The organism is Bacillus sp. FSL H8-0516 (assembly GCF_038635285.1).
Lineage (GTDB): Bacteria > Bacillota > Bacilli > Bacillales > Bacillaceae > Bacillus > Bacillus safensis.
Genome location: NZ_CP152051.1, coordinates 3,424,633 through 3,448,305 on the forward strand (window position 1 = coordinate 3,424,633; position 23,673 = coordinate 3,448,305).

Below are 23,673 nucleotides of genomic sequence, written 5' to 3' on the forward strand. Positions count from 1 at the left end.
TTTTTCAAATCCAATGACCCATATACACTAATAAGAGTAGTGTGCATAAAAAAAAGCCTGCATGCAGGCACGATCATTTTAAACCAATTCGGCTTCCTGCAGACGCTGGACATGCAGCGTGATGTAGCCGATCTCCGATTCAGGGAGATGAAGTCCATATTCATCTTTTAACAAATCAGCGAGTCCAAGTGCACACCGGTACGCCGTATCATACTTTGTTTGGATAAAAATCAGCATGTCTTCGTCCATGATTTGAAATGCCTCATTCGATTCCAACCTGCCTAATGCATACCTCAAATGTGTCACAAGCCGCTGATAGGAAATACTATCCTCATCAATTGAATGCTGAAAATAGCTTTCAATATGCTCGATCATTTCTTTAATCATCGTTGTATATTTCACGGTCTTTTTCATGGACTCCGTATTCATTTTGGCCGTATGAATATGAAGTGCCACATATCCTGCCTCATCGTCCGGCAGTTCAACCCCAAGCCGCTCCTTTACATAACGAATGGCATACTTTCCAATCTCATATTCCTGCTTATATAAGACTTTGATCTCACCAAGCAATTTATTATATAACACAATGCCTTTTTGAAGGCGTTCAATGGCGAAGGACAAATGATCAGTCAGTGATATGTGAATGTGATCACTGAGCGGCATCATGAGTTTCCCCTCTGCATAACTGATGATATGCTCTGCCACCTCAATATGCGCTTCTGGCAATGTGGCAAGAATTTGTTTGAATTTCTCATTTTCTTCACGCACAACAAAGATTTTCTCTATTTTTTGAAGAGGAACGACGTCATTTTTCCCCTTCTGAAAAGCAATTCCGGGTCCCATCACAATTTTCTCCTGATCGCCCTCCTTCACAACCACTGCGTTGTTATTCAATATTTTATATATCTTCAAGGGGTATCCTCTCCCAGCAGATAACATTTCTTAAGTGGGATTTTACCCTGTTTCACTTTTTCTGTAAAGGTAAGAGCGGACCAGCACGCGCCTCTCGCATCGTCTTCTCTTCAAGCATCATCAGACTTTGAGTAAACCGCTTCTCTGCCCTGCGTTTCTTCTTATGTTCTTCTGCCAGCTTCTCCAGCTCTCTCTCTTTCACTACTTGAAAGAATCCGGCATCCGCCGCGGCCGCCTGAAACCCTTGATTCTTCATCATCACACCAGGGTTCACAAGCACATTCATCATGAAACCAAACCATACGCTCAACCAGCTTTTTAATTTCTTCACTGAACATCCCTCCGCTTTTCTTAGAATCTAGCAGCTCTAGCAAAACAACTGCTCCTATCATATCCCGAGAAAAAAGAGAGGTTTGTCACAATCTGGGTGAAAAAACCAACTAGTTTTCAGAAGTTTTGTTGAAAAGTGCAGAAGATCATCATGTGCCTGGATGTTTCATTGAAAATTTTATACACACGCTATCCCAAAGATAAGCACACCTTATCAACAGGGTTTATCCACATATCAACACCCTCTCACTAGATTTTGTGTATGTAAATTTTTTATTTTCCATATATGTATCTGAATAATCGAGTTATCAACAGACATTTGTGAATAAGTGCGACTTTATAAACAAAATAGTTCTTTATAACTATGTAAAATAAGACCATTTTAGTAAAGGAATTGTTTTCAACGTATTGAATACTTAATAACGGGCAGTGAATCTTTCCTATTTATCCACAAAAAGAAAGGCTATCTCCCTAAAAACACAGCTAGAAAGGGGAAAATTAATGAAAAAGGTCATATCTCGTTCTTCTGTTCTATTGTTCTCCACTATTTTTATTTTATCCACATTCTTTACCGGTCAACAGGCTGCTGCTGCTCCCTCTAACAAAAAGATGGAACTAGAAAAAGCAGAAATCTTCGGTGAAATCAATGTCAACTCGAGAAAACAAACCACTGTCATTGTTGAATTAAAGGAAAAATCCTTAGTTGAAGCCAAGCAAGAAGGCGAAGCACAAACAAAAGCCTCCCTCAAAAAATCTCGAACAAAAGTAAAGAACGCAGCACTCAAAGAGGTAGATAAAGCGAGTGTTCGTCAAGAATATGAAAAAGTCTTCTCTGGTTTCTCTATGAAACTTCCTGCAAACGAAATCCCGAAGCTGCTCGCAGTTGATGGAGTAAAAGCCGTTTATCCGGATGTTACATATAAAACCGATGAAGTGAAAAAGGAAAGCATCCAGCTTCCAAACGAAGATGTCTCCCCGCTTATGGATAAGAGCGCTCCATTTATCGGTGCACCAAAAGCATGGGATGCCGGCTATTCTGGAAAAGGGGTCAAAGTCGCAGTCATTGATACTGGAGTAGACTATACCCACCCTGATTTAAAAGGAAACTTCGGTTTATACAAAGGCTATGATTTTGTTGATAATGATTATTCTCCGCAAGAGACACCTAAAGGAGATCCTAGAGGCGAATCCACAGATCACGGCACACACGTTGCAGGAACGATTGCGGCAAATGGACAAATTAAAGGGGTCGCAAAGGATGCCACGCTTCTTGCATACCGTGTACTTGGACCAGGTGGATCTGGAACAACTGAGAACGTTCTTGCAGGCATCGACCGGGCTGTTACTGACGGAGCAGATGTCATGAACCTCTCTCTTGGAAACAGTGTCAATAACCCTGATTATGCAACGAGCATTGCACTTGATTGGGCCATGTCTGAAGGCGTTGTAGCTGTTACTTCGAATGGAAACAGCGGTCCTAATAACTGGACTGTCGGTTCTCCCGGCACGTCAAGAGAGGCCATTTCTGTCGGGGCAACTCAGCTTCCGTACAGCCTTTACAATGTGAAATTCCCGAATTATTCTACAGCAAAAGTCATGGGCTACTACCAAGAGAGTGATTTAAAAGCGCTTGACCAAAAACAAGTCACACTCGTCCAAGCAGGAATCGGTGACGAAAAGGCATTTGAAGACATCGATGTTAAAGGAAAGGTGGCCGTGATTGAACGTGGTGCCATTGCTTTTGTGGATAAAGTTGACAATGCAAAAGCCGCTGGTGCAATCGGCGTTGTGATGTATAACAATACCGATGGAGAGATTCCAGTCGACGTACCAGGTCTCGCACTTCCTACAATTAAGCTGTCAAAAGCTGAAGGAACAGCGCTTATCAAAGCCATTGAGGCTGGAAACGATACAACGGCTTTCTCCATTCAATTTGTCAAAGAACTTAGTGAGCAAGTCGCTGACTTCTCATCCCGCGGACCGGTTGTGGATACGTGGATGATTAAGCCTGATTTATCAGCACCCGGTGTCAGCATTGTGAGTACGATCCCAACGCATGATCCTTCTCAGCCTTACGGATATGGTTCTAAGCAAGGAACAAGTATGGCATCTCCGCATGTGGCAGGAGTTGCAGCGATCATCAAACAAGCAAAACCATCGTACTCAACTGAACAAATCAAAGCATTGCTGATGAATACAGCAGAAAAACTGTTTGACGCAAATGGCAGCCCATTCCCTCATAACACACAAGGAACAGGCAGCGTTCGAATCATGGAATCACTTCAAGCGTCTTCTATCGTTTCTGATGCGAGCTATTCATACGGCACTTTCTTAAAGGAAAAAGGCGTTCAAATCAAAACGAAGAAATTTAAGGTAGAAAACCTTTCAAAAGCACCGAAAACGTATACCATTGATTACAAATTCAATGGCAGCGGCATTAGTACAAACGGAACGAAAAAAATCACCGTCAAAGGGAATTCCACTGGATCCTTTACTTCCGCAGTCCAGGTGAATTACGGAAAAACCAAAAAAGGGACGTACCAAGGCAGCATCACCATTCGCGAAAATGGCAGAAAGGTCACGGAAATCCCTACTTTATTGATTGTGAAAGAGCCTGATTATCCGCGCGTCACTTCTGTTTCCGTAGAGCCGGACAATCGTGCTGGAAGCTATGTCATTAGCAGCTACCTGCCTGGCGGTGCTGAGAACCTTGCATTCCTTGTCTACTCAACCAATGGAGAGTATTTAGGTGAAGCTGGTGTTTATCAACATGTTGATAAAGGAGAGCACCGCGTAAAATGGAATGGCACAATCAATCAAGGCCAGAAGCTTGAAGCTGGTGAGTATACAATGCTTGCGTATGCAAGTTTGAAAGGAAAATCAGATACCGTACAAACGAAGGAACCTTTCGAAATTTACCCTGAATAAATGTGAATCACAAGAAAAGCCTTGTATGAGTGGATAAGCTCATCAAGGCTTTTCGATCATATATGGAGGAAAGAGAAATTCATGTTGATATGGCTATGGATCGTTTCTTTTTTTACTGCTTTTTTTCTGACGATCACATTGGTTTATTTTCTAACCTTTTTACATACGAAGCAGCCTCGTCCTTTTCATCAAGCATGCGAGCTGACTGTTTATGCTTCCTGTATCTATCCGCTCAGCCTGCTGGTGTCAGCCGCTTTCTTCCTCACTATGATGCTCCTTTTCCCCTTTTACTGGCTCCGCAGGCGATAAATATACATACGTTATGCATCAAAGGCTTCTTTTAATAAACGATACGATGTGAGCCGGTCTTGCATGTGATGTGTGATGGTCACAGCGATCAATTCATCTGTCCGATAAGCCTTCGCGAGTGTGGTCAGCTGCTTTTTCACAGATGCTGGTGTTCCAACGACCATCCTTTGACGATTGGCAGCCACTCGTTTTTGTTCATAAGGACTGTAGGAATACGACTGTGCCTCTTCATATGAAGGAAAGCCTTCAAGATTCAGCCCCTGTTCATTGGCAAGTAAAGATAAATCTAAGCTGACAGCCAGTTTTTCTGCCTGCTCCTCTGTTTCGGCACATAAAACAAAGACTGCCAGACTGACACGCGGCTGATCACCGAATACTGAAGGTTCAAATCGATTGATATATTGCTCCACAGAGTCTTCTCCGCCTTCACCATTAATAAAAAGCGCAAACGTGTAGCCTGCACCTGCTTTCGCCGCAAGCCTTGCACTCCCTCCAGAAGAACCAAGCATCCATACTTCTGGCGCGGTCTCTACCTTCGGAGAAGCAGTCAAATGAGGCAGCGGGTAAAATTCATCCGCTAGATCATGTAAATAGACCTTCAATTCCTCTACCTGCTCAGGATACTGGTCGCCTAGACGCTTTCGCTCCCCATGATGAAGGGCAATGGAGGAAATAGGCATACCACCAGGGGCACGTCCAATCCCAAGATCGATTCTGCCAGGAGCCAGCGCTTCGAGAACCCTGAAGTTCTCTGCTACTTTATAGGCACTGTAGTGCGGGAGCATAACGCCGCCAGAACCAATGCGTATGTGCGATGTAACGGCTGATAAATGGCCGAGAAGCACCTCTGGACTCGATCCTGCAAGCCGGTTTGAAAAATGATGCTCTGATACCCAAAAACGGTGATAACCCCACTTCTCCGCCTGCTTCGCCAGTTCAACCGTCTGCTTCAGTGCTTCAGCAGGCGTAGCGCCTCCTATCAAAGGAGATTGATCCAGTATACTTAATTTCATTATGCTGCACCTCTTACAGAAATCCCCCTCTCTTAATGGAAAGGGGGATGTCTTATTTATTTTCGATTAAAGCCCTTCTCTTTCACAAATTCTCCAAGGAAGGCACGCTTTGGCTGGCTAAAGCCCCGCAGCATCTGCTCAGACCAAGTATCTTTTCTCTCACCGTTTGTTCGTGCTTCATAATATGCGGAAATACGATCGTCGTATTCTTTTAAATAACGATCCACATGCGCTTCATCTTGCTGATATGAATTTTCATGATATATGAGTTCAACTGGCAGCCGTTCCTTTTGTGACGACTGATTAGCTGGATGGCCAACAGCCAGACCGAATAACGGCAGCACATAAGATGGCGTTTCAAGCACTTCAGAGACTTCTCTCAGCTGATTACGCAGTCCGCCAATATAGCAGATCCCAAGTCCCATTGATTCTGCAGCAACACTGACATTTTGTGCAGCCAATGCCGCATCGATGACGCTAATGAGAAAGGCTTCCGTATTCTCAAGCGCCTCCTGATGATTCTTCCCTGCTTTTTTTGCAATATAATCATGGCGTTTCAAGTCTGCACAGAAGACAAAGAAATGCCCGTTCTTCTCAACGTATGGCTGATTCCCAGCCAGTTCAGCAAGTTTGGCCTTCTTCTCCTGATCTGTCACCCCAATAATACTATACGCCTGTACATAGCTTGATGTCGAAGCAGCCTGTGCACTTTTGATCAGTGTCAGCACCTCTTCTTCTGTCAAACGCTCGTCTGTAAACGAACGGATGGATCGATGATTTAATATGGTTTCTATCGTTTTGTTCAATTCGAAGACCTCCTTCACTTCTTCTATCATAAGGCAAAGACATAGGGCTTTTCAAAAATTAAAACTCGCATAAAAAAAAGACAGCCTATACTTAGACTGCCCTTACCCGTTTTATTTAAATAAATAACTTTGATATTTCGTTAATTGAACGCTTGCGTTATAGGCGATCCCGAATCCAATGAGAACGGACAAGACAGAGCTTCCTCCAAAGCTGATAAATAAGAGTGGAATCCCTGTTACAGGCATCACGCCTATGTTCATCCCAATATTCTGGAACGTATGGATTACAATCAATGCTGTATATCCTACGCAGAAGAATGACGCAAATCGGCTATAAGGATGGATACGGTCAATCAGTACAACAAGCCGGTAAATCAAGAAGAAGAACATGATCACAACAAACGCACAGCCGATAAAGCCAAAGGCTTCACCTATAATAGAGAAAATCATATCCGTTTGTGCTTCAGGGACATAGACCTTTAAGTTTTTAATGCCATTCCCAAAAATCTGCCCTGCACCAATGGCCATAATCGCCTGCTCTACTTGATATTTATCAGATCCAGATGCATCCTGCGTCTGTGCTTGGTTGGCTGCCGAAGAACTATCAGGCAGCCAAGCGGTAATCCGGTTAATCTGGTACTGCTGAATGCCGATTGTTTTCGCAAAATCAGGGAAGAGAATGATGACGGCTAACACAGCGGCAACCAATAGTACAACCACAGAACCGATGAGAGAAATCAGTTTCCAATTGACCCCTGATAAAAACACCATCACGACAACAATAAACATACAAACAGCCGCAGTCCCTGCATCCTGCAAGAAGATCAGTCCAACTGGTACAGCTGCCACGCCGGCAATTTTTAATAGAAGGAAAATATCATCCTCTAATGTCCGTTTTCCTCTAGGTGAAGACTTTCCAATGACAGATGCGAGCATCATAATCAAACCAATTTTCATGAACTCTGAAGGCTGAAATGTCCCTATTCCAGGTAACACAAACCAGCTTTTTGCCCCATTTTTGATTGGAGCAAAATCATGACCTCCGATTTGTGCAGGAGCGATTTTTAGAAGAATTAACAGCATAATGCCGCCTATAAATATATATAAGCTCAGTTTCTCTAATTGCTCTAAGTCAAAATAATTAATAGCAACAATACATATAACTCCGACCATATAGTATATGATCTGTCTGGTCCATGCATTAGATCCGTACTGCCCAAATTGACCCGCAGCATAAATCGCAATGACACTGATGGCAAAGAAGGCTAAAAATATAAAAATCAAATCTCCTTGATAGTAAGGAGATGTATTCTGCTTGTTCATGAACTAACCACCCTTATTACAAAACATAAAAGCCCTTATTTATATTAGATTGAAATTTTCACAAAATCAACTCACCTTAAATATGACGGAAGATACATCCGAAAGGTTCCATTCAATTTTCAAAAAATGAAATACTTTTCATCCTAACAATAGGAAAAAATCCCTCTATACACTTTTCATTCAATCGATCTCAAGTCCTTTAAAAAGTTTATTTTACAGATTTTAAGGGGAAAATTCAATGACCTATGTGGCAATATAACAAGTAAACATCAAACGAGCATAAGCTGCACTGAGGAAAGAGGAATAAAACCATTTTGTATGGAATAAGGCCCATTTTCCAATTATTACGTTTACTTCAAAGTCAATTGTGGTATAATACTTGTAACAAAATGTTCACAATATATCCTAAAAACAGACACAATTGCATCCTGACCTCTCATTTGATTTGAATATCAACTTACAAAGGAGTTGGATACGATGGATATGTTCTTTGCGTACCTATGTATTGCAACGGCTACACCCCTGTTTTTATGGCTGGAAAACAGAAAAATTGCATTAGCATCTATTCCACCCATTATGATTATGTGGATTTTCTTCGGTCTTTACATGACAAGCAGTTTATCTCCAGCAGGACATACCTTCATGATCGCATTCTTTGCCATTAACGTGATTTTGGCTCACATTGCAGCGTTCCTCATCTACGGACTTCCATTCATTCGCAAAAGATTCAGCAGCAGATAGATATCGCCCAACTATTGGAAGCGTTATCACCATCATGATAAAAACCACTCACCTTCAAGAGATGAGTGGTTTTTTTATTATTTCTCTGAATGCTCAGACTGCTTTGGCGCAGACGGTGAATACCCGTCTTTACTGTTCTCTCCGTGGCTGTAGTGAGCCGCAAAGATCCAAACAGATCCGATGACGAAGATAATCGCACAGAACAGACCAAACAAAGTATTTCCGACTTGAACAGTTCCGTTTTCGCTCTCTGTCATGTGCATAAACATGAACAGCTGCAAGAATGCTTGAATGAACGCAAAACCAAAGATAATCCATAGTTTTGCGGAACTGCCAATTTCAGCTCCAATCGCAATCCAGAATGCTAAGACTGTCAGCACAATGGATAGGATAAAGCCAACTACGTGTTTCCAAGGGAAGTGTTCGTGCTCTGCTGAGGAATGTGTTTTTCCAGCCATATCACAAAAGCCCCCCTAATCCGATCAAGTAAACAGCTGTGAAGATGAAAATCCATACAACATCAAGGAAATGCCAGTATAGACTTGAGATGAAAATCTTCGCTGCTGTTTGTGGAGTTAATCCACGCTTTTTAATTTGGAACAAGATCCCGGTAATCCAGAAGATACCGATCGATACGTGTAGTCCGTGAGTTCCTAAAAGTACAAAGAATGCAGACCAATACGCACTTGTATGGATGCTCGCACCTTCATGTACATAATGGAAGAACTCGAAAAGCTCAAATCCAACGAAGCCTGCACCTAGAAGCAGTGTGAGAATCGTCCAAATGACAACCCCTTTTGTACTTCCACGGCGCATTTCATGAACGGCAATCCCGCATGTAAATGAACTAACCAATAGCAGGAATGTCATGATCAATACAAGCTTCATATCAAACAGCTCAGCTGGTAAAACGCCGCCAGCTGTTCTGCCATGTAGAACAAAGTAGGTCGCAAAAAGTGTTGAGAATAACACGATTTCCGCGCCAAGGAATATCCAGAAACCAAGGATGTTTAAACGTCCGGTTTCAGACTGATATTCAAGCGGTGCATTTGCATAGCTGCTATCATTATGTCCCATTACTTCTGCGCCTCCTTATTCTTTTTCTCTGTTTCAATCACTTCTTCAACAGGAATATAGTAGCCATTGTCATATTCGAATGAACGTAAAATCATCGTTGCGAATACACCAATTAAACCAATAACGCCAATCCAGTACCATTCAAATACAAGACCGAATGCACCAAGTCCAAAGAATGCAGACATGATCAGCGGTCTGCCTGAATTATGCGGCATGTGAATTTTCTTGAATTCTTTTTCAGGATGAACGTCCACATTGTTTTGCTTCCAATGATGGAATGCATCTGGTGTTGTCACTTCTGGAAGTGCTGCAAAGTTATAATGCGGCGGAATTGCAGAAGATGTCGCCCAGTCAAGTGTACGTCCTTCTCCCCAGCTGTCTCCAGACACTTCACGTTTTGAGTGTCTCCAGCTGTAGTAAATGTTGTAGCAAAGGATGATGAATCCGATACCCATCATAAATGCACCAATCGTTGAAATAAAGTTTAGTGCAGTCCAGCCATCTTCTGGTCCATACGTATAAATACGTCTTGGCATTCCTTGCAGTCCTAAGAAGTACTGCGGGAAGAAACAGATGTTAAATCCGATCATGAATACCCAGAAGAACCATTTGCCGATTCTTTCGTTTAACTTGTAACCAAACATTTTTGGATACCAGAAAACAAGACCAGCAAAACAAGCAAATACAGTACCTGCGATTAATACATAGTGGAAGTGGGATACAAGGAAGTACGTGTTATGGTACTGGTAATCCGCAGCTGCCATCGCAAGCATAACCCCAGTTACACCACCGATTACGAAGTTCGGGATGAAACCAAGTGCCCAAAGCATTGGTGATGTAAAGCTGATACGGCCTCGATACATCGTAAAGAGCCAGTTAAAGATTTTCACACCTGTTGGTACAGAAATCGCCATTGTTGTAATCGAAAAGAATGAGTTAACCGCTGCACTGTTCCCCATTGTAAAGAAGTGGTGAACCCACACAAGGAAACTAAGAACAGAGATTGCCACAATCGATACAACCATCGCTTTGTAACCAAACAACTGCTTTCTTGAGAACGTCGCAAAGATTTCTGAGAAAATACCGAAAGCCGGCAGGATAACAATATATACCTCAGGATGTCCCCAAATCCAGAAAAGGTTCGCCCAAAGCATCGGCATACCGCCTGCTTCGAGTGTAAAGAATGCAGAACCGAATAAACGATCAAATGTCATAAGTGCTAAAGCAACTGTTAGTACAGGGAATGCAAACACGATGATGACAGACGTAATCAATGTTGTCCATGTAAACATTGGCATACGCATAAGTGTCATACCTTTTGTACGCATTTTTAAGATGGTCACCATGAAGTTAATACCTGTCATAAGTGTACCAATACCTGCAATTTGGAGCCCGAGCAAGTAGTAGTTCTGTCCAGGTCCTGGTGAGAAATCATTTCCGGCGAGCGGCATGTAACTCGTCCAGCCTGCACTTGGTGATCCTCCAATAACGAAGGAAATGTTGAACAGCATTGCTCCGACCATAAATGTCCAGAAGCTAAGGTTGTTCAAATAAGGGAATGCAACGTCACGTGCACCAATTTGAAGAGGAACAACGACGTTGATTAAACCAATTAAAAATGGCATCGCCATGAATAGAATCATGATCGTACCATGCGTTGTAAAGATTTCATTATAGTGGTTTGAATCTAAAAACGTATTATTAGGAAGCGCCAGCTGCGCGCGCATCATCAGTCCGTCTACCCCACCGCGGAAGAACATAATCACAGCAGCAAGGATATACATGATTCCAAGCTTTTTATGATCAACTGATGTCAGCCATTCTTTCCAGAGCCATTTCCACTTTTTAAAGTAGGTTAAAACAAACACGATGGCAATGGAAGTAAGAGCGATAGAAATTTGCGCACCAAGAATTAATGGGTCTCCAGTTACAAAAAACTCATCCCATTTTAAATGCATAACGGCCTCCTCCTTTCCTTAGTCAGTTTATTCTGTTTCTAATTTTCTTTTATAGTTCTTCACATTCTCGAAAGGATCTGTCTTGGAATGCGGAGAAACTGCTTGATAACCTAAACGTTTGCGTGCTTGGAGTGCATATTCAGAATCCTCTCCGTGCTTCGCAAAGGATAAATGTGTTGATGAGAATGTCTGCACATCTGCAGCATCAGGAAGCATCAAGTAGTCATACGTTTTCTTCGTTAACTTTGGTGCTTCTTTCTTCGTTTTGTTTACCCATTTATCATAGTCAGACTGCGTCATCGCATTGACTTTGAATTTTTGCTGAGCAAAGCCCTCGCCTGTGAAGTTGGCGTTTCTTCCTTGGTATGTGCCTACTTCATCAGCTTGAAGATATTGTTCCATTTCCATTCCAGCCATCGCATACTTCTCCCCGCCTAGCTGAGGAATCCATAGTGATGCCATTGTATCAGCGGAAGTGATTTTGAATAAAACCGGCTGATCTTTTGGAATGTTTAAGTAGTTCACTGTCTCAATATTTTCCTCTGGATAACTGAAGATCCATTTCCAATCGACAGCTGTCGCATAAACGACAAGTGGATCTTTATGGCTTGTTGCTTGAGGTGCCTCTTCCAAAGAGTAAATTGTTTTTACAGTTGGAATCGAAAGAGCAGCAACGATTAATATTGGGATCACTGTCCAGACAACTTCTAGAAGCGTATTCCCGTGTATTTCTGGGTTATAAGAGGCGTTTCCAACGTCCTTACGCTCACGGTATTTAACCAAAATGATGGTAAACAGTACAAATACCGCACCAACGATAAAGAGCATGAATCCAATAGATAAAAGGATTAAGTCTTTTTGTTGTGCTGCGACTGGTCCTTTAGGATCTAAAACAGCGATATTGCTGCAACCTCCTAATACAAAAACACTCACGAGCATCGCTAATAAAAGCATAGGTTTAATGGCTCTGAACAAGAAGATCACCATCCTTCCTTAAATAATGTATAAATTGCTGAATAATTGTGAAAAGCCATCTGCCTTCGAAAACTTTTCTTCCCTTTGTAATGCTATCAAAATCTGTTAGAGTTAGCTTCCCTTTTTTCAAAAGTTCATTTATTTTTCAACAGATTTCTCTCAAAATGTCATAAATTCGACATAAATTTATATTATTGCACACACAATAAATTTCTAGGATTTTGAAAAGTTGAGAGTTGAAGGCAAAGGACAAACAATCAAGAACTTTGTCAAATTTAGGTTTACCACAATAAAAAAGTTTGGTCAAATTTCAATTTAACTTAATGAAATTTTATCTAGGTAAACAATTTCAAAATAGGTATCCCCACATTCAACAAAAACCTTACTTATTTTAACGCAAGTTGACAAGAAAAGAAAGTATCGATCCTCTGACTATGCGGTGTAAGAATTGGCAATCATGATGAATATGTGGAATCCCGCTAAATGACTTCCAGCAAAAAACCGGCTCAGCGCCGGCATTCTGCAGTTATTCTTCTCTCACTAAAATATCAGGGCGTCTACAGATGTCCCCTTCATGCTCAACGTCAATGTATGTCCACTTGCCTGTATAGGTTAAAAAGCGGTTCCCCTCTTTCTCTACGACCATCGTATCCTCTGACTTCAATCCAGGCAATGAAGGGTTCCAAGTAAACACTTGTTGCAGCTGAATTTCTTCCTTCGATGAGGGAACTGCAATGATTTCTCTAGATACAAAGCCCGTTTTTCCCCCTTGATGAAGCTTTTTCCAGCTATCAGGGAAGCCCTCTTTTTCATACTGGGCAATACCTGCTTTCAATACATCTTCCAATGTCTTACCAGGACGCGTGGCGGCATTCATGACCGTGTCAATTCGTGCAAGCCGCTCTTTGTTCTCTTCAAGCTCCTTTGGAAGCTGACCGAAGTAAACAGACCTTGTGACATTCGCCACGAGTCCATGCCGTTCAGCGCAAAGAACAACAAGCGCATGCTTTTGAAGTTTTTTGTCTGTCGGAATTGGATGACGGTATTGATGAATTCGGTCATCTGTTGCCACAAGCAGTACTTCTATCGTCATTCCCTGCGCGATCGCTTTTTGAGCCGCAAGCGAAGCGATTTCGTGCTCCGTCTGTCCTGGAACGATTTCTTTACAGACACTCTCTACAATGACTGCTGTTTCATGACAAAGCGTTTCATATTGGCGGAGCTGTGATGCAGAAAGAATGGATCGGACTTGCGACAAATCCGGCTCGATCCATTCGAATCCATCCATTTGAATGTCTGACCCGATCCGTTTGTCTTTTGTGAGTGTTTGAATGTGTGCCGTATCATCCTCAAACCAGTCCATCGTTACCACTTGAAATGGGTGATCGATATACGCCATCTCTTCTTCAATGATCCGCTTTTCTTCCATTTGATTCACAATGAGGACGATGTCGTCTTTTAACACGAGCAGCTTGCACACGCCCTCTGGTGTATTTAACACGATGTGATTTCTTCTTCCTCCTGTCAGCCAGGAGAAGTTATTACGCTTTTGAATCAAGACACCGTCGAGCTGTTTTTCTTCCATTAATGTTCTTACTTGTTCAATCATCTAATCACCTGCCTATATGAGTGTATGAATGAAACGTTTAAAAGCTGTTTTCCCTTGCTCGGTTCTTTTAAACACACCCGCCTGTGAGAGAATACGAGAAAAAATCATACCGACTTCTTTTTGTAAAATGGCTTCTGTATTGTCCTCTGTAAAGGTGTTCTCTTCAAGCAGACGCTTTGCCCATGTTTCGTGTTTCGTGATAGCAGGGCGGGCTTTGATTTCTTCAAGGGGGTTTTTGGATAAGAGCGCTTCTTTTAATTGGCTTAATTCCTCTGCTAATCTACCAGGAAGAACTGCAAGACCCATCACTTCAATTAATCCGATATTCTCTTTTTTAATATGATGGACTTCTTCGTGCGGGTGGAAAATTCCATCCGGGTGCCGCTTGTTTGTACGATTATTGCGCAGCACTAGATCTAATTCATAGTCATCGCCATGGCGGCGTGCAATGGGTGTAATGGTATTATGCGGCGTCTCTCCAGTATGAGCCAGCAGCTCCACTTCTTGATCTGAATACATTTTCCACTTGGTTAAGATAAAGTCTGCGGCGTCTGCAAGCGTCTGCCGGTCACTGCTTCGAAGCCGGATGACAGACATCGGCCATTTCACAATGCCAGCCCTCACATTCGGAAAGGCATTCAGAGAAAAGACCTCTTCCACCTCCGCTTTCGCCATCGGAAATTCATGCGCACCGCCCTGAAAATGGTCATGACTTAATATACTGCCCCCGACAATCGGAAGGTCGGCGTTCGATCCGATGAAATAGTGCGGGTATATATATATGAAAGAAAGCAATCGTTCAAAGGTCTTTTTGGAGATGCTCATCGGCTCATGTTCGCCTTTGAACACAATGCAGTGCTCGTTGTAATACACATAAGGTGAAAATTGTAGAAACCAAGATTCATCTGTGAGTGTCACAGGAATAATCCGGTGATTCTGTCTCGCTGGATGGTTGATCCGCCCCCCAAACCCAACGTTTTCTTTACAAAGGAGACAAAGAGGATATTGCTTTTGACTAAGCTTTTTGGCTTCAGCGATTGCTTTTGGGTCCTTTTCCGGCTTTGATAGATTAATTGTGATCTCCAGCACGCCATCATCTGTTGGTGTAAACCACTGCACATTTTTGGCGATTCTGCCTGTATGAATATAGTGTGCGTGCTGCTGCATTTCATAGAACCAGCTTGTAGCCGCCTCTGGCCCTTCATGCTGGCGTTTCTCTTCAAACTTTGCGTAGATGACACTTGGAGGCGCCACCAAGCATCCCATGATTTTCGCATCCAGTAAATCGCGATACGTATCCGTCCCCTCAGGGATAAGGCCAGTCTCAGCTGCCCAATCCAGCATCGGCATTAAGATGTCTTCAAGCTCCGCCTCCCCTGAGACTGTTCTTGGCTCAGCTTCATCCAGCCCAAGCACCTCAAGCAGCCGATTTCTCGTATAATCGATATCTAGTCGTGTGATCAGCTCTTGATTGATCCCGTATTGAATCAGCTGTTCCAGTTTTTCAAAAATATCAACCGCCATTCTCTCTGTCCCCTCTCTTGCCTGCCTGTTATGCGTTATTTACTCTGGTAGCCGTCTGGATGCTTCTGAAACCAATCCCACGCACTTTGAATGATGGTGTGAAGGTCAGCATATTGAGGTGTCCACCCTAATTCTTGTAGCGCTTTTTCAGAAGAAGCAATCAGCTTTGCTGGATCTCCCGCGCGTCTGTCAGCCACCTGTGCTGGGATCGCATGCCCCGTGACGTTTCTAACAGCATCTACTACCTGCTTCACGGAGAAACCAGTGCCATTCCCTAAGTTATATGTTGCACTTCCTTTTCCAGCGCGCAGACGATCAACAGCTAAGATGTGCGCGTCTACTAAATCCATGACATGAATGTAATCCCTAATACACGTGCCATCCTCTGTCTCATAATCATCACCGTAAATCATAATCTGATCTCGTTTTCCTAAAGCCACTTGCAGAATAATCGGAATGAGATGTGTCTCAGGCTGATGATCCTCTCCGACAAGTCCCTCTGTATGAGCGCCAGCTACATTAAAGTAGCGAAGCACAACGTATTTCATTCCATATGCCTGCTCAGACCACTTCAGCATTTTTTCAATGGCCAGTTTCGTTTCTCCATAAGGATTGGTTGGATTCGTCTCATCCGTTTCAACGATCGGCACTCGCTTTGGTTCACCATACGCAGCTGCGGTTGAAGAGAAAACGATGTGTTTCACATCAAATTCATTCATCACCTGAAGTAAAGCTGTCGCTCCTCCAACGTTGTTGTCATAGTACTTTAGCGGGTCTGTTACACTCTCGCCGACAAGTGAATCTGCGGCAAAGTGCATCACCGCTTCTATTTGATGTGTTTTGAAAACCAGTCTTAAAAAATCTTGATCTCGTAAATCTCCCTCTTCTAAAACAGCTCCCTCCAAAACAGCTTCTTTGTGGCCTGTCTGCAAATTATCCACTACCACCACTTGTTCACCTTTCGCTAAAAGAGCCGCTACTGCATGGCTGCCAATGTACCCTGCTCCCCCGCATACTAAAATCGTCATTATACTTCCTCCTTCGTAAGTTCTCTTGCGCCGCCTCCAATTCCAGCTGTGTAAAAAGAGGCTTGAATGCCTGTCTTCTCTTGATAAATCGCACCCGTTTCTTTTATAAATGATGCCAGCTGCTTTTCTTTCACAATACTGATCGTGCAGCCGCCAAAACCCGCGCCCGTCATACGAGAGCCAATCGTTCCAGGATGGAGCCAAGCGGCTTCTGCAAGTGTATCTAGTTCAAATCCAGTCACTTCATAATCATTCTTTAAAGAAAGATGAGAAGACTTCATAAGCGCACCTATTTCTCCCATTTTATCATCTTTCAGAAATTTGACTGCTTTTATGGTCCGCTCGTTTTCTGTCACTACGTGTCTTGCACGTTTGCGGCATGTTTCATCCTGAATCAAATGGGCATGTTCGGCAAATTCATCTGCCGTGAGCTCACATAAGTGGGCAAGATCGATCTCTTTTCGTAAATCGTTTAAAGCTGATTGACACTCTGACCGGCGTTCATTGTATTTGGAGTCTGCCAGTGTCCGCTTTTTGTTTGTATTGGCAATGACAAGCGCCAGTCCCTCTTGCCGAAACGGACTGTATTGAAAATCAAGGGTATCGCAATTGAGCAAAATGGCGTGATCTTCTTTTCCAAGAGCAATTGAAAACTGATCCATGATGCCGCAATTGACGCCAATAAATTCATTTTCTGCACGCTGCGAAAGGAGGGCAAGACGGGCATTTGAAACGCCGAATGAATGCCATTCATTGATGAAGACGGCGGTGACAAGCTCAATCGAGGCAGAGGAAGACAGGCCTGCGCCATTGGGAATATTGCCGCCGTATACAATGTCAAAGCCTTCTTCTATCTTCATCCCTGCTTCGATAAACTGATGGAACACACCCTTCGGATAATTCGCCCAGCCATCCGATTCTAAGTAAGCGATTTCAAAAAGGTCGAATTCTTTCACACCATCGCCATCAAAGTTCAAGGAATACATTCTCACGCGGCCATCTGTCCGCTTTGCACATGCTGCATATGTACCGAGAGTGAGCGCACAAGGGAATACATGACCTCCATTGTAATCTGTATGTTCACCAATCAAGTTCACTCTTCCCGGGGCAAAAAAATAGCGAAGTTCTTCTTCTCTATCCCCAAATTGCTGGTGAAATGCCGTGCGTAACATATCGATCATATCCATTCCCCTTTTCTCTTCTGATACTCTTATTTTAGTTGCCTGAACTGCGTCAGTTCAATGGTAAAAAAATCGTTAAAAAATACCCTTTTTTTGCTGTGAATGGTACGATGTGATATGAGGTGTACCATGATTCAAAATAGAAAAAGGTTGTTTTTTGCTGTGAAGGAGGTTTTCCAATTTGAAGAAGGAAGCATTTGCATTTCGTTTTCACCATTCTGATGTTACATTGCCGGCACAAATATGGTCTGTTGGCTGGGAGGTTCAATCATCTTCGTTATACAGCTGGAATGGCGTGGAGCGGAAGGATCAGGGCAAGTGCATCTTTCAGCTCACACTGTCTGGACATGGCATGATTGAAATCGGACAGAAGCGGTTCAAAGTCTTGCCGGGGCAGGCCTTTCTTGTGAAAAGCCCTAGTGCCTATCAATATTATTTTCCAGAGGACAGTGAGCATTGGGAATTTCTCTATTTGACGCTTTATGGGGAAGCCTGCGATCTTTGCTTTGACCAATTTATAGATCAAGGAAAGCAGGTCATGCGTTTTCATCCTCATTCCAAACCGATCCGCCTGCTGAAGAAAATTTATGATGAAGCCAGTGAAAGACGGATTACCAATCCATTTGAGGGGTCTAGCCTTGCTTATCAATTTGTCATGGAACTGTATTCATATTTGCCAAAGCTTGAGGGACAAATGGAGAAATGGCCTGAGCCCATCGTCCAAGCGGCCTTGTTTGCCAGCCATCATTTTCACGAGGAAATTGGCCCAGACGATATGGCAGCTGCGGCACGTTTATCCAAAAGTCATTTTACGAGAGAATTCAAAAAGGCCACTGGCTTCACACCTATTCACTACTTAACCAATATCCGGTTAGAAAAGGCGGAAACATTACTAAAAACAACGAAATACTCGATTGAAGAAATCGCCATACAGTGCGGCTACCGAAATGCGAATTACTTGAATAAAGTCTTTCGAAAGAAAATCGGCATGTCTCCAAAGCAACTGCGGGAAACAAGCGATGCATAATAAAAAGCAGCCGCTGCATCATAGGCTGCTTCTTTTACGCTTTTGACAGGTCAACATGAATTCTCCCTTGTCTTAAAACAATGGTCATTTGCGTATCAGGGGTCATTAAATTTTCTAAAATGTCCGTTGCCGTTTGAAGCGCAATGTCCATTCGGTTGATCTTTTCCTTTTCTTGTTCCGAAAACGCTTCTGGATGTGCGGTCATTTCTTTGACTAGCCTCAGCACTTGTTCATGCTGCTTTTCTGTTTGTTGATATATGGCATCATATAAGTCGTCTGGCCTGCTGCTCATTTTACATCACCTATCTTTTTTTATGTGTTAAATCGCATCTTCTTTTGTTTTCTTGAAGACGAACCACTTACTGGCGACATAATTGACCACCACAATCACAAAGTTGACGAGAATTTTTGCGACGGTTTCATTGAGCGCCATTTGGCTCACAAATAAAATCATCAGCCCCAGATCTACACCTAGAGACATGAGACGGACACTAAAAAATGAAGAAAGCTCACGCATGAGGCTTTTTGTGTCACGAGCCTTTTGCTTGAAGACATACTTCTTATTGGTGATATAAGCAAAGAGAACAGCAAATACCCATGAAACAACCGTAGCTGTTTTGTAATCCATGGAAAACATCTCAACGAATAAATAGAAGCTGACGATATTGACAATGGTTGTACACACACCCATCACAAGATACATGACAACTTCTTGATACTTTTGAAAAAGGCTATACATGTCTTTCTTCATTCCTTCTTGGTGGTTTCTGTTTCTTTTAGAATACCATCTTGAGAAGAACTTCCCAAACGAACAATATGTATGTCCTGTAAAGATGAAATTTGTTCTACTCGATGGCAAATGTCAACGCAATTGGTTTATATGAGTCAAATGTTTTAGGTCTTTATCATTATTTTAATTTATAATCTTTCAACTGACTTTACAATTGTTTATTATTAGAAGTAAGATTTCAATATTTATGGGTTTTTTAGTCATTTTTTTAGGGACGTGGTAGGTGATAGATTTTACAAAATAGGTTAAATGTCATCATTTTTCGACAAAAATTTATTTTGCGCTGTTTTCAACCACACGTACAGTTACTAGACGGTTTGTTCAAGTCATTGGTTGCAGTGAATATGTCTTATTGAACTGGAGGATATTATGGATACGCAAGTGAAAAGAAGAGTTGACGAAGAGTGGGTTTATTTGATTCAGGAAGCGAAAAAAATTGGACTAGGCATCGAAGAAATACAAGCTTTTTTAACATCCAACGGTGATCAGAAGATGATAAACAAACCGTAAATCAACGCCGTTATCCTTTGTCTTTCAGACTGCTTTGGCTATAAGTTCTGACCTGTCAATTGACCTTTTGAAAATCCTTTCATGACGATACGCTACAATAATTGAACACCTCTCCATACCAATCCCTTCACTCAATGGGGTTCTGTCTTTCTATATTAGGAGGACAGTCCATTTCCTGTTCTTTATATGATCCCTTTTTAACCGCCATTCATGAAAATTGTCCTTCTCACGTTATAAAACCAAGCTGCTCACCCATATATTAAGCATGAAAACAACGAGAAAGCAGAAAGGTGGGTAGAGCGTGAGTTCAGATTCCCTTTCGTATTATCACCAAAAAAAGGATCAGTATTATCATGGGGTAAACCCGGTCATCGTCAGCCGTATTCGCGCGGAATGGACGTCTTTATTGGATATCGGATGCGGCACAGGCAAGCTTGGAAAAGTCCTGAAACAAAAGGGCCGGACCATTTATGGCATTGAGTCATTTGAAGATGCAGCAAAAGAGGCGGTACAAGAGCTGGATCATGTTCTCTGCGGAAACATTGAACAGATGGCTCTCCCTTATCAACATGAACAATTTGACTGCATTATTTTCGGAGACGTCCTCGAGCATTTATTGGACCCTTGGGCCGTTTTAAAAAAGGTGAAGCCCTTCCTTAAAAAAGAGGGTGCCATCCTGTCATCTATTCCAAATATCGGCCACATTTCAACGGTTTTAGAATTACTAGCCGGCAGATTTACTTATACAGATGCAGGGTTAATGGATCAAACACATTTACGTTTCTTCACCCTTCACGAAATACATGCACTCTTTCATTCAGCGGGTTTTCGCATTCGTGAATTCGAGGCCATACTCGTACAGCATCCTTCCTATGCAAGCGTGTTGAATGATCTACATGAATTACTCATGAAACACGGCATTCGTTCTGATTTTCACGATTCTGCTACAGCCTATCAATATGTGGTCGAGGCGGTTCCATTTCATGAGTAATCCGACGATTCTGTTTGTTTTATGTGTGAATGATGAATCGATGTTTCAAGCTTGCTTCCGGCAGCTCGCTTCACTTCCAGCTCCTCATGGATACCATGTGGAGGTCTTACCAATCAGACATGCATCAAGTATGACCTCTGCATACAATGAAGCCATCACTCATCCAGCTCAGTTTAAAATTTATCTTCATCAGGATACCTTGATTGTCAAACAGCATATGCTGCTTGAACTCATCCCGCTTTTTTTACAAAATCCATCACTTGGCATGGTTGGCGTGATTGGAGCAGAAAACGTGCCTGACAATGGAATTTGGTGGGAGAGTTCTGATTGCAGGGGAAAAGTCATTGAATATCGTCACGACACCTATCAGCTGCTTTCGTTTGAAAGAGACCGTCAGCAGCCCGAAGCGCAAGATTATATCAAAGCTGCGGCCATTGATGGTCTATTCATGGCAACACAATACGATGTGAGGTGGCGTGAGGACCTCTTTGACGGCTTTCATTTTTATGATGTCTCGCAGTCCTTTGAATTCACTCAGAAGGGCTATGAAGTTGGGATTGCAAAACAAGAAGAGCCTTGGTGTATTCATAAATGCGGAGATCATTTTGACGCAGAAACATATGAAAAAGCGAGACAAACATTTCTTGCAAATTATCGATAGAAAGCACCCTTTTCGGGTGCCTTTTTTATGATATACTGTCATAAACAGCCAGATCGTCTCATATGCATTGGAGTACCTTGTCCCTAATTCGTACAAAGGAGGAAACAATGGCAGACAAAAAAGTTCATTATAAGAAGGTTGCCGCTTCAGAGGATTTTCGAAAACTTCTTGAGGAAAAACGCAGATTTATCGTACCGATGACGATTTTCTTTTTTCTCTTTTACTTTTCACTTCCAGTTGCTACATCCTACTTCACCTTTTTGAACACGCCGGCAATTGGCGCGATCTCATGGGCTTGGTTATTCGCCCTCACACAATTTGTCATGACCTGGGTTTTATGTGGACTTTATGCGAAAAAAGCAGCTAAGTTCGACAATTATGTAAGCGCTTTAAAAACTGAATCAAGAGGTGATGACGAATGAGCATGACCGCTTTTAGTTTGTTCGTAGCGATCGTAGGGCTCACATTGGTCATCACATATTTTGCTGCGAAAAAAACAAGCAATGCGAGTGATTTTTACACAGCAGGCGGAGGTCTGACTGGGTTTCAAAACGGCCTTGCCATTGCTGGAGACTATATGTCTGCTGCATCATTTTTAGGGATTGCTGGAATGATCGCGTTAAACGGATTTGACGGCTTTTTCTATAGCATTGGTTTTCTAGTAGCGTATCTTGTCGTTCTTTACGTTGTGGCTGAACCGCTTCGAAATCTGGGGAAATATACGATGGCCGATATGATCGCTGCACGATTTAAGCGCCCTGCCATCCGAGGGGTTGCCGCCTTTAATACCATTACAGTTTCCACTTTTTATATGATTGCACAGCTCGTTGGAGCAGGTGCATTAATCAAGCTGCTTCTTGGCATTGATTACTGGATCGCGGTGCTAATCGTAGGTGTCCTGATGACCATTTATGTCGTGTTTGGCGGCATGATTGCGACCAGCTGGGTACAGATCACAAAAGCTGTGCTTCTCATGCTTGGGACGCTCATTATTTCTCTGCTTGTGTTTGCAAAGTTTGATTTTAGTCTGCTGAAGATGTTTGAACAGATGAAAACTGCAACCCCGCTCGGCGAATCGTTTCTTCACCCGGGAAATAAATATGATGTGCCTTTAGAAACCCTGTCTCTTAACCTCGCCTTAGTGCTTGGAACAGCAGGTTTGCCGCACATTTTGATCCGTTTTTATACAGTAAAGGATGCGATTTCTGCGCGAAAATCGGTTCTTTCTGCTACTTGGATCATCGGGATTTTTTATTTAATGACGGTTTTCCTTGGCTTTGGCGCTGCTGCCTTTGTTGGAACAGAAGCGATCACGGCAGCAGATGCAGCAGGGAATATGGCCGCTCCACTGCTCGCCCAAGCTCTTGGAGGAGATTTGTTATTTGCCTTTGTTTCCGCTATTGCCTTTGCGACTATTTTGGCGGTGGTAACTGGTCTCGTCCTATCCGCCGCGTCTGCCTTTGCGCATGATTTTTATAGTCAGATTATCCGCAAAGGAAAAGCGAGTGAACGGGAGCAGGTGAAGGCGGCGCGCTTTGCTTCAATCGGCGTGGCGATCCTCTCTATCATTCTTGCATTATTTGCCCAGTCCTTAAACGTCGCTTTTCTTGTGTCTCTTGCCTTCGCAGTGGCGGCAAGTGCGAACTTACCTTTGATTATCTTCACTGTTTTTTGGAAACGATTTAACTCTACGGGTGCCATCGCAGGAAGCTTAACAGGCCTTCTGAGCGCACTGATCATTGTCTCGCTCAGCCCAAGCGTCTGGGACCCGTCAGGAGCAGCCATCTTCACAGGAGAGCCGCTCATCCCGCTGTCGAACCCTGGGATTATCTCGATTCCACTCGGATTCCTTGCCGCCTACTTAGGCACGATATTCTCTTCTGAAAAAGCAGATGAAGACACCTTTACAGAAATTCAAGTAAAGGCACATACAGGCATGCATATGGATACTGATTCATAAGGAAAAGCCGGCTGCTTAGC

Annotated in this window: 23 protein-coding genes; 8 read left to right on the top strand and 15 right to left on the bottom strand. The window is 42.8% G+C overall.

Features of this window, described 5'->3' with window-relative positions:
* Nucleotides 1-78: 78 nt before the first annotated feature.
* Both MHB67_RS17435 and MHB67_RS17440 read right to left on the bottom strand, forming a co-directional pair.
* Complete coding sequence (locus MHB67_RS17435) at nt 79-912, bottom strand: PRD domain-containing protein (RefSeq protein WP_024423828.1); 834 nt, start codon at nt 910-912, stop codon at nt 79-81.
* Between the two features lie 52 nt (nt 913-964).
* Entirely contained in the window at nt 965-1,243 is a 279-nt protein-coding gene (locus MHB67_RS17440) for a hypothetical protein (RefSeq protein ID WP_024423829.1), read from the bottom strand.
* A 500-nt stretch (nt 1,244-1,743) separates the two neighbouring features.
* Here MHB67_RS17440 and MHB67_RS17445 point away from each other — a divergent pair, with 500 nt between their 5' ends.
* Nucleotides 1,744-4,170, top strand: coding sequence for a S8 family serine peptidase (locus MHB67_RS17445; RefSeq protein WP_342492674.1), 2,427 nt, complete (start codon nt 1,744-1,746; stop codon nt 4,168-4,170).
* Nucleotides 4,171-4,490: 320 nt separating this feature from the next.
* Here MHB67_RS17445 and MHB67_RS17450 read toward each other — a convergent pair whose 3' ends face one another.
* The 3 genes from MHB67_RS17450 to MHB67_RS17460 form a co-directional block, all read right to left on the bottom strand.
* On the bottom strand, nt 4,491-5,492 hold the full coding sequence (locus MHB67_RS17450; protein ID WP_185853931.1) for an LLM class flavin-dependent oxidoreductase: 1,002 nt from the start codon (nt 5,490-5,492) through the stop codon (nt 4,491-4,493).
* 56 nt (nt 5,493-5,548) lie between these two features.
* Entirely contained in the window at nt 5,549-6,298 is a 750-nt protein-coding gene (gene nfsA / locus MHB67_RS17455; RefSeq protein WP_024423832.1) for an oxygen-insensitive NADPH nitroreductase, read from the bottom strand.
* A 111-nt stretch (nt 6,299-6,409) separates the two neighbouring features.
* The gene (locus MHB67_RS17460) at nt 6,410-7,621 is read right to left on the bottom strand and encodes an FtsW/RodA/SpoVE family cell cycle protein (RefSeq protein WP_024423833.1); all 1,212 of its coding nucleotides are present in this window, start codon (nt 7,619-7,621) and stop codon (nt 6,410-6,412) included.
* A gap of 477 nt (nt 7,622-8,098) precedes the next feature.
* Here MHB67_RS17460 and MHB67_RS17465 point away from each other — a divergent pair, with 477 nt between their 5' ends.
* Nucleotides 8,099-8,362: a spore morphogenesis/germination protein YwcE gene (locus tag MHB67_RS17465; RefSeq protein WP_008345491.1), complete on the top strand. Its 264-nt coding sequence runs from the start codon at nt 8,099-8,101 to the stop codon at nt 8,360-8,362.
* 77 nt (nt 8,363-8,439) lie between these two features.
* Here the strand turns inward: MHB67_RS17465 and qoxD are convergent, their stop codons facing one another.
* The 8 genes from qoxD to MHB67_RS17505 form a co-directional block, all read right to left on the bottom strand.
* On the bottom strand, nt 8,440-8,820 hold the full coding sequence (gene qoxD / locus MHB67_RS17470; protein ID WP_012011667.1) for a cytochrome aa3 quinol oxidase subunit IV: 381 nt from the start codon (nt 8,818-8,820) through the stop codon (nt 8,440-8,442).
* A 1-nt stretch (nt 8,821) separates the two neighbouring features.
* Nucleotides 8,822-9,439 (bottom strand): cytochrome aa3 quinol oxidase subunit III, encoded by a 618-nt coding sequence (gene qoxC, locus MHB67_RS17475; protein WP_024423834.1) that lies wholly within the window; start codon nt 9,437-9,439, stop codon nt 8,822-8,824.
* Nucleotides 9,439-11,397 carry a cytochrome aa3 quinol oxidase subunit I gene (gene qoxB / locus MHB67_RS17480; RefSeq protein ID WP_044331067.1) on the bottom strand — a complete coding sequence of 653 codons (1,959 nt, stop codon included), beginning with the start codon at nt 11,395-11,397 and terminating at the stop codon, nt 9,439-9,441. The genes qoxC and qoxB overlap by 1 nt, the downstream gene beginning before the upstream one ends.
* 27 nt (nt 11,398-11,424) lie before the next feature.
* Nucleotides 11,425-12,381, bottom strand: a complete 957-nt coding sequence (gene qoxA, locus MHB67_RS17485; protein ID WP_087977856.1) for a cytochrome aa3 quinol oxidase subunit II — start codon at nt 12,379-12,381, stop codon at nt 11,425-11,427.
* Nucleotides 12,382-12,898: 517 nt separating this feature from the next.
* Nucleotides 12,899-13,981: an aminopeptidase P family N-terminal domain-containing protein gene (locus MHB67_RS17490; RefSeq protein WP_342492675.1), complete on the bottom strand. Its 1,083-nt coding sequence runs from the start codon at nt 13,979-13,981 to the stop codon at nt 12,899-12,901.
* Nucleotides 13,982-13,993: 12 nt separating this feature from the next.
* Nucleotides 13,994-15,505: a UDP-glucose--hexose-1-phosphate uridylyltransferase gene (gene galT, locus MHB67_RS17495; protein ID WP_342492676.1), complete on the bottom strand. Its 1,512-nt coding sequence runs from the start codon at nt 15,503-15,505 to the stop codon at nt 13,994-13,996.
* 35 nt (nt 15,506-15,540) lie between these two features.
* The gene (gene galE, locus MHB67_RS17500; protein ID WP_212047987.1) at nt 15,541-16,533 is read right to left on the bottom strand and encodes a UDP-glucose 4-epimerase GalE; all 993 of its coding nucleotides are present in this window, start codon (nt 16,531-16,533) and stop codon (nt 15,541-15,543) included.
* Entirely contained in the window at nt 16,533-17,720 is a 1,188-nt protein-coding gene (locus MHB67_RS17505; protein WP_134817534.1) for a galactokinase, read from the bottom strand. Before MHB67_RS17505 ends, galE begins: the two co-directional genes overlap by 1 nt.
* 175 nt (nt 17,721-17,895) lie before the next feature.
* On the opposite strand from MHB67_RS17505, the gene MHB67_RS17510 reads away from it, so the two are divergent.
* Entirely contained in the window at nt 17,896-18,741 is an 846-nt protein-coding gene (locus MHB67_RS17510) for an AraC family transcriptional regulator (RefSeq protein ID WP_024423841.1), read from the top strand.
* A gap of 34 nt (nt 18,742-18,775) precedes the next feature.
* Here the strand turns inward: MHB67_RS17510 and MHB67_RS17515 are convergent, their stop codons facing one another.
* On the bottom strand, nt 18,776-19,033 hold the full coding sequence (locus MHB67_RS17515) for a hypothetical protein (protein ID WP_024423842.1): 258 nt from the start codon (nt 19,031-19,033) through the stop codon (nt 18,776-18,778).
* A gap of 27 nt (nt 19,034-19,060) precedes the next feature.
* A complete protein-coding gene (locus tag MHB67_RS17520; RefSeq protein ID WP_012011676.1) occupies nt 19,061-19,444 on the bottom strand; it encodes a GtrA family protein in 384 nt (127 codons plus the stop codon).
* Nucleotides 19,445-19,900: 456 nt separating this feature from the next.
* Between MHB67_RS17520 and MHB67_RS17525 the strand changes: the two genes are divergently transcribed.
* From MHB67_RS17525 to MHB67_RS17545, 5 genes are all read left to right on the top strand, one after another.
* Entirely contained in the window at nt 19,901-20,041 is a 141-nt protein-coding gene (locus MHB67_RS17525; RefSeq protein ID WP_008345506.1) for an anti-repressor SinI family protein, read from the top strand.
* 301 nt (nt 20,042-20,342) lie between these two features.
* Nucleotides 20,343-21,032 carry a class I SAM-dependent methyltransferase gene (locus tag MHB67_RS17530; RefSeq protein WP_103131770.1) on the top strand — a complete coding sequence of 230 codons (690 nt, stop codon included), beginning with the start codon at nt 20,343-20,345 and terminating at the stop codon, nt 21,030-21,032.
* On the top strand, nt 21,025-21,693 hold the full coding sequence (locus MHB67_RS17535; protein WP_024423844.1) for a glycosyltransferase family protein: 669 nt from the start codon (nt 21,025-21,027) through the stop codon (nt 21,691-21,693). The genes MHB67_RS17530 and MHB67_RS17535 overlap by 8 nt, the downstream gene beginning before the upstream one ends.
* Nucleotides 21,694-21,800: 107 nt before the next feature.
* Nucleotides 21,801-22,115, top strand: coding sequence for a DUF485 domain-containing protein (locus tag MHB67_RS17540; protein WP_024423845.1), 315 nt, complete (start codon nt 21,801-21,803; stop codon nt 22,113-22,115).
* Nucleotides 22,112-23,653: a cation acetate symporter gene (locus tag MHB67_RS17545; protein ID WP_151039695.1), complete on the top strand. Its 1,542-nt coding sequence runs from the start codon at nt 22,112-22,114 to the stop codon at nt 23,651-23,653. The genes MHB67_RS17540 and MHB67_RS17545 overlap by 4 nt, the downstream gene beginning before the upstream one ends.
* Nucleotides 23,654-23,673 lie beyond the last annotated feature (20 nt).

Excerpts from the sequence above, each read along its gene's own strand:
- galT (WP_342492676.1), bottom strand. The coding sequence starts at position 15,505 with ATGGCGGTTGATATTTTTGAAAAACTGGAACAGCTGATTCAATACGGG.
- qoxC (WP_024423834.1), bottom strand. The coding sequence starts at position 9,439 with ATGGGACATAATGATAGCAGCTATGCAAATGCACCGCTTGAATATCAG.
- MHB67_RS17505 (WP_134817534.1), bottom strand. The coding sequence starts at position 17,720 with ATGGATATGATCGATATGTTACGCACGGCATTTCACCAGCAATTTGGG.
- MHB67_RS17515 (WP_024423842.1), bottom strand. The coding sequence starts at position 19,033 with ATGAGCAGCAGGCCAGACGACTTATATGATGCCATATATCAACAAACA.
- galE (WP_212047987.1), bottom strand. The coding sequence starts at position 16,533 with ATGACGATTTTAGTATGCGGGGGAGCAGGGTACATTGGCAGCCATGCA.
- qoxD (WP_012011667.1), bottom strand. The coding sequence starts at position 8,820 with ATGGCTGGAAAAACACATTCCTCAGCAGAGCACGAACACTTCCCTTGG.
- MHB67_RS17545 (WP_151039695.1), top strand. The coding sequence starts at position 22,112 with ATGAGCATGACCGCTTTTAGTTTGTTCGTAGCGATCGTAGGGCTCACA.
- MHB67_RS17525 (WP_008345506.1), top strand. The coding sequence starts at position 19,901 with ATGGATACGCAAGTGAAAAGAAGAGTTGACGAAGAGTGGGTTTATTTG.
- MHB67_RS17445 (WP_342492674.1), top strand. The coding sequence starts at position 1,744 with ATGAAAAAGGTCATATCTCGTTCTTCTGTTCTATTGTTCTCCACTATT.
- MHB67_RS17450 (WP_185853931.1), bottom strand. The coding sequence starts at position 5,492 with ATGAAATTAAGTATACTGGATCAATCTCCTTTGATAGGAGGCGCTACG.
- MHB67_RS17460 (WP_024423833.1), bottom strand. The coding sequence starts at position 7,621 with ATGAACAAGCAGAATACATCTCCTTACTATCAAGGAGATTTGATTTTT.
- MHB67_RS17490 (WP_342492675.1), bottom strand. The coding sequence starts at position 13,981 with ATGATTGAACAAGTAAGAACATTAATGGAAGAAAAACAGCTCGACGGT.
- qoxB (WP_044331067.1), bottom strand. The coding sequence starts at position 11,397 with ATGCATTTAAAATGGGATGAGTTTTTTGTAACTGGAGACCCATTAATT.
- MHB67_RS17465 (WP_008345491.1), top strand. The coding sequence starts at position 8,099 with ATGGATATGTTCTTTGCGTACCTATGTATTGCAACGGCTACACCCCTG.
- MHB67_RS17540 (WP_024423845.1), top strand. The coding sequence starts at position 21,801 with ATGGCAGACAAAAAAGTTCATTATAAGAAGGTTGCCGCTTCAGAGGAT.
- MHB67_RS17535 (WP_024423844.1), top strand. The coding sequence starts at position 21,025 with ATGAGTAATCCGACGATTCTGTTTGTTTTATGTGTGAATGATGAATCG.
- MHB67_RS17520 (WP_012011676.1), bottom strand. The coding sequence starts at position 19,444 with ATGTATCTTGTGATGGGTGTGTGTACAACCATTGTCAATATCGTCAGC.